An 11,865-nucleotide genomic window follows, 5' to 3' on the forward strand; every position below is an offset into this window, starting at 1 on the left:
ACCCGGCCGGTGGCGGTGGGCGCCGCACTCCGGACGCTTCCGGCCGGTTTCCGCGTGAGGATGGCAGCCACGGAGCCGTCGGCGGCCGGTCCGTGAGTGCCGCGCCGTTACTTGATAAAGTCCCCGACCACCTTCGGCGGCCAGGTGCCGACGTTGAGCACTCCCATGGAGTAGGCGCGCGACACCAGGGCGGCCCTGTTCGGCACCCTCAGCTTTCTGAGCAGGCCCGTCACGTGGTACTCAACGCCCTGGCGGCTGAGGTGGAGCCGGGAAGCGAGCGGGATCGTGGACATGCCGGCGGCTATGCCCTCCAGGATGCGCGCGTCTATCTCGGTGAGGATCTTCTTCTGGTGGGTGACGACGCCCGCGTCCTCCTCGGAAGCGTCCGAGGAGCGCATGAGAACCAGGATCGCGGCCAGGTCGGAGGTCCCCCCGCTCACGGCGGCGGCCGTGAGCGTACCGGCGAACGCCTCCTCCGGCCCCACGGCCACGACGTGGGAGACGAAGCGCTGCCGCTTCCCCTCCACCAGGCGCGAGAACTGGCGCATCAGCGGTTGCTGGACGCTGGGGTGGACCAGCTCCCGGAAGCTGCGCCCGTAGACCTCGGCGGAGGCGTCGCCGAACCTGCGGAAGAACTCCTCGTTCGCCTGCCGGACGGTCAGGGCCGGGTCGAGGGAGGCGACGCACAGTCCGGGCCGGTCGAAGCCCTGGGCGCCCCCGTATCCGTTCTGGTCGGTTTTGAGGCCACTCGCTATGTCCTGCCTCGAATCAGTGAGCGCAGCAATCGCCACGAGACCGCCATCCTTTCGTACCCCCCGATTCACTGGAATGCACACATTGCCCTGTCGATGGATTAACACCGCCGTCCGACCTCACGCGCCGCCATTGACGGGTTATCCATTTACAGACCGGAGACTAGGTAATACACGACGCACCCGTCAACGAGCCCTCGGCGCAGAAGGCTAATGCTGTGGTCCGAACCGTGGGAGGTTCGGTCCGCAATGCGGGTGCGCCCACAGGGGAAGAATCAGGCATGCCGGGCGGATCCTTTGACCCAGCGGGCGCAATGGGCCGGCACTTGAGGAGGATTTGAGGTTCGTGGCACGCTCGCACGGTCGCCGTTGAAATCTCCGCAGCAGCGTCGCACGGCGCGCCATTAACGTAGAAGCCCGATGCTGCTGTCTACGCAGGCAGCGCTCCTGCCAGCTCGTGCCGGCCCGAGATGCCGAGCTTCCGGTAGGAATTCGTCAGGTGTTTCTCGACTGCTCGTGAGCTCACTCCGAGTTCATCCGCAATCTCCTGGTTGGTGAGGCCCCTGTTCACCTGGGCGATCACCTTTCGCTCGCTTCGGGTGAGATGTGCGGTTTTCGGGGCCCGGGCGGTGCCGAGTCCGTGCTCGGCCTGTTCGACCAGCCATGGGGCGCCGTAGGCCGCCGCGATGGCACCCGCCTCGCGGAGTACCGCCTCCGCCTCGGCCCCGCTGCCGAGTTGCCGGCCCAGGAGGACGAGCGTCCTGGCGAGTTCGAGCCGGAACTGCGAAGCGCGCAGCACGGTGGCCGCGTCGCGCAGGAGGGGGATTCCCCTGGCTCCCTGGAGCCGGCCCTTCAGCCGCAGGGCCCGGCCGAGCGCGGCGGGGGCTCCCCATTCGGTGGCCCAGGCGAGCTCCTCATCGGCGAGCCGCAGGGCGGAGGCGTCGTCGCCGAGCCGCTGGTAGAGGCCGACGGCCTGCGAACGCCAGGGCAGCAGCGCCGAGTTGCGCCAGCCGGAGTGGTCCAGTTGACGTCCGCAGGCGAGCAGCCGTTCCAGGGCTGTGGCCCGCAGGCCCCGTTGGGCGTCCACCGACGCCTGGAGGATCTGCAGTGACGCCGTGAGAGCCAGACCGGTCGTCCCGCGCCGTCTGGCACGGGCCAGAATCCTTTCGCTGAGTACCGTGTCACGCAATTCGAGGGCGACGGTGGTGAGGATCATCAGCGACGCCTCGCGCCAGTCCGCGTCGGCCGCGGCCATGGCTCGTTCGACGTATTCGCGTGCCAGGGTGGGTCTGCCTTGCGAGACGAGCACGAACGCCCGCGCGGCGAAGAGGAGTACGCCGTCGGCGTCCGTGGCGTGCGGCACGCCTGGCCGCTGTGCGGAGGACAGCCACGAGGCCACCTCCCGTACCGATTCGGTGGTGAACAGGGTGATGACGGCCAGCGGGAGCACGGTGTGCGCGCCGCCCGGTACCGCCGGTTCGCGTTCCAGGACGAAACCCGCCGTGCGAGCCGCGTCCGCGGCGGGCAACGCCCCGGCCAGTGTCGCGGAGAAGACCAGCACGGTCAGCAGTTCGCGCTCGGCCGCGGAGCCGACCGGTGGTTGATCCCCCATGCCGCGCAGGCGTTCCGTCGCGGCGGCGAGCTCGCCGGGGTTCTCGTGCCCGCAATGCCTCAGCCGGGCCTCCAGCCGCAACGCCGCCTCGCGGGCCTGCCCGTCCTCTCCGGCGGACGGGGCCGTCTCGTCCAGGGCATCGCTCAACAGCTCGGGAACGGAGGAATGCGCGGCGCCGAGCAGGAGGGGCGGTATTCGCAGGACCGCGGCCGCCCGGTCCCTCGCCGTGGTGAGCAGCGGCAGGGCCTGCACGACATGGCGCCGGCACGCCTCGGGGTCGAAGCCTCGCTCCGCGGTGGCCAGTTCGACGAGGAGTGCGGCCCGGCTCTCGTCCTGCGTACGGTGTCCGAGCAGCGCGCGGCGCAGATAACAGGCGGCGTTCTCCGGTGCGCCCCGGCGCAGCGCCTCGTCGGCCGCCGCCCGCAGTGCCATCACCGACCAGGGGCGCCCGGAGGCCGTGACATCCATCATGTGGTCGGCGACCTGGTCGGCGGGCCTGCCGCTGGAGAACAGCAGATCCGCGGCGGTGGCGTGCCAGTGCTCGCGTTCCACGACCGACAGGGCGGACTCGACGGCTTCCCGCACCGCGGGGTGGGTGAAGCGTGGTTCGGGCACGTCGGCCAGCAACCCCGCCTCGCACAGCGCGCGCCGGGCGGATCCGAAGGCGATCTCGTCCAGTCCGGCGAGTTCCGGAACGAGACCGGGGCCGCCGTGGCCGCCGAGCGCGGCGACGGCCGAGGCCGTGTCGCGTACCGCCTGCGGGCCGGTCCGCAGATAGCTCGCCAGCCGTTCACGGAGCCCGGCGGGCCGCACGGTGCGCACCAGGCGGGCTTGCTCGGCGGTCGGGGCCTGGCCGCTCACGGCCGTGCTCAGCAGGATCGACGTCAGGAACAGCGGATTGCCGCGGGCCGCCTCGTGACAGGCGCGTACGTACTCCTCATGGGCGCCGGGGCCGCAGTGGTCGGCGATCACGGCCCGGGTGGCGTCGAGCGAGAGGGGGGCGAGACGCAGCGTCTGCGCGGCCGAGCCGGAGAGCTGCCCGACGAGGGGGTGTCCTGTGCCCTGATCGCCGTCGCGCAACGAGCAGACGAGCGCGGCGCGCAGGTCTCCGGGCTCCTTCACCAGGCGGACGAGCCACCTGAGGGATGCGGGGTCCGACCACTGGAGGTCATCGAGGAGGATGAGCAGCCGGGCCTCGCCGCAGAAGTCCGCGAGCAGCGGGCGCAGGACTTCGGGGCCCGGCTCGAAGGCCGCCGGATCGTCGACGCCGGACAGCAACCGCTCGGCCGGCCCCTGCTGGTCCCGCCATCGTTCGCGGTCCTGACGGGAGGCGCCGGACAGCATGCTGTCGAGCAGTTGCCGCACCACCCCGTACGCGAAACCCTGTTCGGCGGGGGCCGCGTTCGCCCGCAGAACGCGGACGTCCTCGCCGCGCAGGACGGCGGGCAGTTCGCGCAGCAGAGCCGTGCGTCCGATACCGAGCGGTCCGGACAGCACCGTCACCGTCGATGCGTCCGGGGTCGCGGCGCTCAGAGCGGCTGTCAGACGGGACAGTTCCGGTGCCCGCTCATGAAGCATCGCTCGACCGCTCTCCCATGTCGTGCATCAACCGGCACAGTTCCTCTCGCCCGTTCAGGCGGAGCTTGCGGTAGGCGTTGCTCAGTCTCAGCTCCACGGTGCGTCTGCTGACCGAGAGCAGCGCGGCGATCTCCCGGTTGCCGTGCCCACGCCCGGCGAGGGTCGCGGTGCGCTGTTCGGCCTCGGAGAGTGACATCCATTCCGGGGGCAGGGCGGGGCACGCGGGCCCCGGCGGGCGTTCCAGTCGCTCCGCGAGCGCGTTCACCGAGACAGCGAGGCGGCTCGACGGGTAGGCAGCGCGGAGCCCCGAGAGCCGGGCCAGGGAGAGTCGGGCCGCGGTGGCGTCCCCGCTCTCCAGCTCGCCGGCGGCCACCTGCACCAGTGCCCATGCGTACAGCAGCCGGGAGGGCGAGTCGCGCAGTACCCTCACCGCCTCGCGCGCGCCCCCCACGGGCCCCGGGCCGGAGCCGGTCGACGGGGCGCTCCACAGGTGAGCCAGGCCGAGCGTGCTCGCTGACCCCCAGCGAAGGGAGAGCCGCGCGTTCTCGGCGCTCAGCCGTGCGGCCTCTTCGACGTCGCCCAGAGCGTACGCGGCCTCCGCGGCCTGGGCGCGCCAGCTGAGCAGCGCGGGGTTGCTCCACTGGGCGCTGAGCAGACGGCGCCCGCTCTCCTTGGAAAGCTCGACCGTCTCGGCCCAGCGCTCCTCGTGGGCGAAGACCCGTGCCCTGGCGAAGAGCAACGCGGCCCAGTCCGTCCCCCGTTCCGCGCCGGGCGGCGCCGGGGCCGCGGCGAGGGCCCGCGCCGACGCCTCGCGCCCGGTTTCCAGCGCGACGTGGATGCGCAGGGCGGTGACGGCCGGAGCGATGAGCGGGTGCCGCTTCGCCGCGGGCAGGGCCTGGTCGGCGGCGTCCAGGTGCCGTTCGACGGCGTCGAACCGGCCGGCGCGCATGGCCAGGTCGGCCCGCACGGTCAGCGCCTGCGCGACGGCGGCCCTGCGATGGTCCCGCCGCAGGGCCGTGAGCAGCCGGTCCAGCTCTCCGTCCGCCTCCTCGTGGTCGTCGGTGAGGACCAGCGCCCGGCAGGCGGCGATCCTGGGCAGGGCCAGTGCCGTGTACGGGCTGTCGCCCGCGAGCGCGGCACGGGCGAGCTCGCGGGTGGCGGTCAGGTCCTCGCCCCGGACGGCGAGCTGCCAGGCGCGGACGCCCGCCTGGGCGGGGGCCGAGGGCCGGCCGGGCAGCGCGGGTACGGCGGGCAGCGCGCACCCGGGATCGCCCATGGCATCGTCCGCCAACCAGAACAGCGCGGTCAGACCGTCCTTCTCGTCCGGCCGGGAGCGGGGCAGCGCTTCGGCGGCCGTCCGGCGCGCCCAGTCACCGTTCCCGCGCGCGAGCCCGATGTCGACGGCGTGGGCGCGCAGACCGGCGGCGGAGCTGCCGGAACGGATCAGCTCGCTGAGCCTGCGGTCCCCCGCAAGGGGTGCCGAGATCGCCTCGGCAGCGGCGAGCTCCATGGTGAGCCGGGTACGTTGGCCCGGCTCCAGCGGCTCTCGCAGGGCGCGGACCAGGCAGGCGGTGGCCCGGCTGTGGTCGCCCGCGTCCATCGCCCTGGCGAAGCACCGGCGGAGCGTGGTGACCACCCAGGGTGCGCCGAGGGGCGGTGTGCGGAGCAGGACGCGGGCCGTGTCCTCGTCGTCCGCCCCGGCTCGGTGGGCCAGTACGGCGGCTCGGGAGTGGAGCCGGGTGCGCTCTTCGGCGCTCATGCCCTCCAGCACCCGGTTCCGTATCGCCGGGTGACGGACCTGTGTCCTCGTGCCGCCGGTGACGATGAGCCCGTCGGCTCCGAGCATGGTCCGCAGTTCCTGTGCGCTGCCGGGTTCCAGACCGGCCAGCGTACGGATGAGGGGGAATGCCAGCAGATCGCCGCCCACGGCCAAAGCCCGCATGAGGTCGGCCGACTTCGCGGGAAGGCAGCTGAGCGCACGGGTCGCCTGGTCTCCGACGGCGGTGTCGGCGAGGGTACGCAGTTCGGTGAGCCGCGCGGCGACCGGCGTGTGGCCCAGGCCGGTGAAGCGGTCGAGTACGTCGCGGAGTACGGCGGGGTTGCCATCGGTCGCCGTGGTGGCCGCCGCGACGAACCGTGGGTCGCCGGGCCTGTCACAGACCCTCTCCACCATGGCGGCGACGCCCTGACGGGTCAGCCCGCGCACCAGGAGTCGCTGAGTGGGGACCGAGGAGGCGGCCACCGGGTCCAACCAGGACCGCGCACCCACCGAGGCTCCGCTGCCGCTGGTCAGCACGGCGACGGGGGTGTCGGGGGCGAGTCGCAGGACCAGGGCGCGCAGCCACGACAGGGAGCCGGCGTCCAGCCACTGGGTGTCCTCGATGACGACCAGGGTGGGCGGGGCTGTTTCGAGCCGGTCGAGCGTGGCGGGGAACTCCCCGGCCGACTCGGACCGGTCTGCCATCGTTGTCATGAACGACGCCGACGCGCCGAGGGGCTGGTCCCGGTCGTCCGGTGCCGCCTGTGCTCGGAGCACACGCAGCCCGTCCGCCCGGGCACGCCCGGTCGCCCAGCGCAGCAGCCCGTTCTGCGCGTGGCCCGCTCTCCCGGCCAGCGTCACGACACCGGAACGTCCCCTGGCCAGTGCCAGGAGCAGGGACGTCAACACTTCCTGCGCCTGCTCCTGTTCGAGCAGATCCGTATCCCGGTGGGGGCCGCCCGGCCCGTGTCCGGACAGCTCCGGGTACGGCGTGGTCACGCCGCTGTCGCTCAGGCCCGTCACACGCACCGCCTCGCCCATCCGCCTCAGCCGCGCCGACGTGATTCGGTTCTCCGGCCGGGCGGTTGCCCGTCGGGGATGTTCGGTGTGCGCAGAGCGGAGCCGAGTTCGGTACGCCCGCTCACCCCCAGCTTCCGGTACACACTGGTCAGATGGGTCTCGATGGTCCGGACCGTGAGGAAGAGGTTCTCCGCTATCGAACGGTTGCTGGCCCCTGCCGCCGCGAGCCCTGCCACTCTGCGCTCCATCCCGGTCAGCATGTCGAGTGGTGACGCGCTCATCTTCCGCATTCTGCCGCCGGCGGTGACCAGCATCCTGCGCGCGTCCCCGGCGAGGGCGAGGGCGCCGCAGCGCTGCGCGAGGTCGGTGGCGGCACGCAGATGCTCACGGGCCGCCCGCTGGTCGCCGGTCTTGAGCAGGGCCCGGCCCAGGACGAACTCGGCCCTGGCGTGGTCCCCCCTGGCGGGCGAATCGGCCAGCGCGGACACGGCTTCGGTGAGCGTGTCGAGGCCGGAGCCTCCCGGTGCGATCGCGCCCCGGGCGAGGGCCGCGAGCCCCAGGGCCCGGGAAGTGCCCCAGCTCCGGGCCAGCTCGTCGCCGTGCGCGCTCAGGTCACGGGCCTCGTCACCCCGGTTCATCACCGCGAGCAGACAGGCGGCCTCGGCCCACCAGGGAACGAACACGGCGTTGGTGAGACGGGACTGCTCCAGGGACCGGCCGCACTCCAGATACAGCCCGAGTGAGGCTTCCCGGTCGCCGAGTGCCCAGCGGGCGCGGGCACGGGTCATCAGGTACAGGTGGTACTGCAGGACGAACCGCTCCATCCCGCTCCTCCTGATGCCCGCCAGCACCGTCTCCGCCTGTCCGGACTCGCCGCGCTCGACGAGCACGGTCGCGAACGCGATCTGCGGCAGCGCACTGCCGTCGCCCCACCGCTCCTCGCCTGCGACCTCGACCGCAGTCTGCGCGTCGGCCAGAGCGTCCGGGTAGGCGCCCGCACCGTGCAGCACCAGGGCGCGGGTCGCCAGTCCGAGCACGTACGTCCACATCGCCGCGTTCTCCTGGCTGAACTCGAGCAGTCGGTCGAGCGCCTCCAGCGACTCGTCGACCTCGTCGGCGAGGCTGAGGGCGAAGGCCGACGAGACCGACGACCACCCCTCCAGCGCGGTCCCCGGCGAGGTGAGCGCGCGACGGGCGTGGCCGACGGTCCGCTCCGCCGAACGGCCGTCCATCGCGGCCAGTACGGTCATCATCGCGAGCATCTGCCGCTGGGCCGGCGTGTCGCCGGGCGGCGGGTCCAGCCGTGAGGCCCGGTCGAGGGTCGCCGCGACGGTCGCCTTCTCGTCCGCCCCGATGATCAGCAGTACCGACTCCACGAAGATGTGCAGTTCGCGGTCGGCCGGGTCCGGAGCGGGCCCCAGCTCGGCCTCCAGTTCGGTCAGCACCTCCGCGAGGACCCTTACGCCTTCGGGGGACCGCTGCAACGCCAGGCAGAGCATCCCGAACCGCAGGGCGACCATCGCCTTCGTCCGTACGTCCGCGGCTAGCGGGAGCGCCTCCTCCATCAGCCGGGCCGCTTCCGCGGGGTCGATCTCGGCGAGAGCGGCCGCCATCTGGATGCGTACCGCAACGCTGTCCGGCTCCGCCTCCAGCACCCGGCGCAGATAGCGCGCGGCGGCCTCGGGGGCTCCCCGCCCCTGGGCCTGGACAGCGGCGTCGCAGAGCGCCGCCGGCATCCACGGCTGTGTCAGGGCGGGCAACAGCATGAGTCTGCCCGCGACTTCCTCGGCGGGCCTGCCCGCGTCGTTGAGCAGCAGGGCCGCTTTGGTGCGCAGCGCGGCCAGCACTTCGGCGTCCATCGGGGCGAGGACGGCCGAGCGCACGACGTCGTGCACCAGGTCCGTGCGGTCCGCCGCGATGATCTCGGCGCGCCGCAGGGTGGCGATCCCCTCCTTCACGAGGGCCGGCGGGACGTCGGCGAGCATGCCGATCAGTTCGGGGGTCTCGTCACCGAGGACCGCGACGGCGGTGGCCACGCCCCGCACCCAGCGCGGCCGGCCGTCCAGCAGCGCGCCCACAGAGGACGCGACCACCTGGCCGCCCACCTCTCCCACCCGCCGCAGGCCCGCGGAGTCCGGCCGCACACCTTCGGCGTTCAGCTCGCTCAGCAGCCTGCCGAGGGTCAGGGGGTTGCCGCCCGACACGGCGGCGGCGCGTTCGATGAACACGTCTTCGGCAGGTGTCCGGAAGATCCGCCGGGCCATCTCACCGACGGCCGTGTGCGCGAGCGGGGCGAGCCGGATCAGGGTGGGGTCGTGTTGTGCGGCGATGTCCGTCAGTACGGCCGGGGCGAGCGGCTCGGCCTCGCTCCGGTGGGCCAGCAGCACCAGGAGCGGCAGGTCGTCCGCGCGCCGCAGCAGGAAGTCCACCCAGCCCAGGGAGCGTTCGTCGCACCAGTGCACATCGTCGAGGACGAGGACGAGCGGTCGCTCCGCCATCAGTTCGGCGGCGAGCCAGTACAGCCCGTGCAGCACCGGATAGGCGGCGGCCGGTCCCTCCCGGCCGACCTGCTGGGCCGTCAGCGCGGGCAGGGCCCGGCGGGCGAACCCGCGGAGGAGAGGCAGGTCAGCCGCGTCACGACCACTCAGCCCCAGCGGGCCGAACAACGCGCGTACGCCGCTGTATCCGCTTCCTGCGGCGGTTTCGGCGCAGGAACCGTACAGCACCGTCATGTCGTGGCAGGCCTCGCTCCGCAGGAAGGTCCGGAGCAGACTGGTCTTCCCTATCCCTGCCGGTCCGGACAGCATCACCAGTCCCGCTCGCCCGGCGCGCGTCGTCTCCGCCCGTCGGCCGAGCAGATTCAGCTCATCGGCGCGGCCGACCAGAGCACCGCGCGAGCCCTCGCGTTCGGCCTGTACCGGCATGACGGTCTCCTCACCTCTCGGGGGATTCGACAACTGTCGAGTGGCTCGCGTTCGACGGGCGCGCAGCCACAGTTTCCCGCGCCGCGCAAGGCTCGTTCCGGCACGCGTCGCCTACCGCGAGCGAACGTGGTCAAGCAGCCGGACCTCCCACCGGACCACTACCCCCTCGGAGCCTGGACACATCCGCAGGAAGCGGCGCTCGCGCATCCTGACAGCACCTTCTCCTCCGGAGGCCGGGCGGGCGGGGGTCCGAGGAAGAACATATTCTGACAGAACGATCACCAGGTCCAGGTCACCGCGCAGCTCCCGTGCAGCTCGAAGGTGCATACGGTGGCTGAAAATGCCCCTCTGGGCAAACCGGTCACGTGAAGCGGGAACGCAGCGCGACCGGCCGCTCCCGCAGCAACGGCCCCCTACGCCGAAGTGGACAGATGTTTCCGCAGGAGCGTGAGAACCGCCGGCGCCTGGGCGCTCAGATAGAAGTGCCCACCGGGAAAGGTGTGGAGCTCGAAGGCGCCCGTCGTGTGGCGACGCCAGTCCTCCGCCTCGTCCAGGGAGGTCTTCGGGTCGTCGTCGCCGGTCAGCGCGGAGATGGGAGCCCGGATCGTCGTCGCCGGATCGCAACGGTAGGTCTCAATGGCTTGATAGTCACTACGGATGGCGGGGAGGATCATGCGCAGGATCTCCTCGTCGCCGAGCAGCGCCGTGTCCGTGCCGGACAGGAGCTTGAGTTCGGCGACGATGCCGTCGTCGCTCCGGTAGTGCACGTTCTCCTCACGCTGACGTGAGGGTGCGCGTCGGCCCGAGGCGAACAGGTGGGAGAGTTCACCGCCGTCGGCCTCGAAGCGCCGGGCGACCTCGAAGGCGATCGTCGCTCCCATGCTGTGCCCGAAGAAGGTGGTCGGCCGGGCTCGGAGCTTTTCTCGCAGCGCTTCGTACACCTGGTCGGCCATGATCCCGATATCGCTGGGACCGGCCTCCTTCCGCCGGTCCTGGCGGCCGGGGTACTGCACCGAGTACACCTCGGCCACGGAGGACAGCTGGGCGGAGACGGGGAAGTAGAAAGACGCCGAGCCACCCGCGTGGGGGAAACAGAAGAGTTGTTCCGAGCTGGACGGTGCCGGATGGAAGCACCGCGCCCAGAGGCTCTCCTCGGTGGACATCGTCATCGTGTTGCATCCTCCTGGAGCTGGGGCGAGCAGCCGGGACCGGACAGCGGTCCTGGTCTGCCTGCCTGTGACAGCGGGGCAGAGAGGGCGGTGTCGCACCACGGGCACCATGGTCCGGCCGATGTACCCGAAAGCAACATGCGCCTCTCCCGCCCAACGGAGCGAGCGACCACTCACGTCGTCGGCCTCGCCCGACCGCCGGGGTGCCGGTCCGATTACCGGCACCCCCCATTCCACTAGGGCGGACAGTGGGAATTTCCCTAGACTCCGGGCGGATATCGCCCGGGCCGGCTCCACCACCTGTTCCCGGTTCCGGGCAGCGGGGGACATCGCTGCCCGAACCTCACGGTCAGGACAAGCCGAGCTCGTCGTCGAGGAGTGCGAACACATCGTCGTCCGAGGCCGCGTCGAGGTCCAGCTCGCCCGCGTCACGGGGCGCGTCCTGCCCCAGCCCCGCCCACTTGGTCCGCAGCACCTCGATCCGTCCGGCGACGTGTTTGAACTCCTGTGCGTCGACGGTCATTTCGGTGATCGTCTTCTCCAGTCGGTCGAGCACGGCGAGCACCGCCTGGGCACCGTCCGCTTCTTCCGCCACCAGGCGGGAGTACAGATGGTCCACGACCGCGTCCGGGGTGGGGTAGTCGAACAGCAGGGTGGCCGGCAGGCGCAGCCCGGTGGCCGCGTTGAGCCGGTTCCGGTACTCGACCGCCGTCAGGGAGTCGAATCCCAGCTCCTGGAACTGCCGTGCCGCGCCGACCGCCGTCCCGTCCGGGTGTCCGAGCACGAGGGCCGCCTGTTCCCTGACGAGGGACAGGAGCAGGTCCCGGCGCTCCTCCCCGGGCAGGGCCGCCAGGCGCTGCGTGAGCGGTTCGGCCGTCTGCTGAACGGCCGTCGCCGTCCGCCTGGCCGGTGTACGGATCAGACCGCGCAGCAGCGGCGGGGTGTCTTCGACGGCCCGGAGGGCGCCGAGGTCCAGGTTCACCGGCACCACCAGCGCTTCCCCTGTGGCAAGCGCCGCGTCATAGAGCGCGACACCCTGCTCGACACTCAG

Annotated in this window: 6 protein-coding genes; all 6 read right to left on the reverse strand. The window is 72.0% G+C overall.

All coding sequences use genetic code 11. The features are described 5' to 3' along the window. Nucleotides 1–107 precede the first annotated feature (107 nt). A complete protein-coding gene (locus ABZ154_RS33780) occupies nucleotides 108–755 on the reverse strand; it encodes a PAS domain-containing protein (RefSeq protein WP_234421895.1) in 648 nt (215 codons plus the stop codon). A gap of 427 nt (nucleotides 756–1,182) precedes the next feature. Beyond that, nucleotides 1,183–3,942 (reverse strand): AAA family ATPase, encoded by a 2,760-nt coding sequence (locus ABZ154_RS33785; protein WP_356838185.1) that lies wholly within the window; start codon nucleotides 3,940–3,942, stop codon nucleotides 1,183–1,185. Further along, nucleotides 3,932–6,724 carry a LuxR C-terminal-related transcriptional regulator gene (locus tag ABZ154_RS33790; RefSeq protein WP_356838187.1) on the reverse strand — a complete coding sequence of 931 codons (2,793 nt, stop codon included), beginning with the start codon at nucleotides 6,722–6,724 and terminating at the stop codon, nucleotides 3,932–3,934. Before ABZ154_RS33790 ends, ABZ154_RS33785 begins: the two co-directional genes overlap by 11 nt. Nucleotides 6,725–6,747: 23 nt before the next feature. Next, nucleotides 6,748–9,645: an AAA family ATPase gene (locus ABZ154_RS33795; RefSeq protein ID WP_356838189.1), complete on the reverse strand. Its 2,898-nt coding sequence runs from the start codon at nucleotides 9,643–9,645 to the stop codon at nucleotides 6,748–6,750. A gap of 413 nt (nucleotides 9,646–10,058) precedes the next feature. Continuing rightward, nucleotides 10,059–10,814 carry an alpha/beta fold hydrolase gene (locus ABZ154_RS33800; protein ID WP_356838190.1) on the reverse strand — a complete coding sequence of 252 codons (756 nt, stop codon included), beginning with the start codon at nucleotides 10,812–10,814 and terminating at the stop codon, nucleotides 10,059–10,061. Nucleotides 10,815–11,163: 349 nt separating this feature from the next. Next, the coding region (locus ABZ154_RS33805; protein WP_356838191.1) for a phosphopantetheine-binding protein at nucleotides 11,164–11,865 on the reverse strand (702 nt) is incomplete at its 5' end.

The sequence above is a fragment of the Streptomyces sp. NPDC006261 genome, assembly GCF_040613515.1.
Taxonomy (GTDB): Bacteria; Actinomycetota; Actinomycetes; order Streptomycetales; family Streptomycetaceae; genus Streptomyces.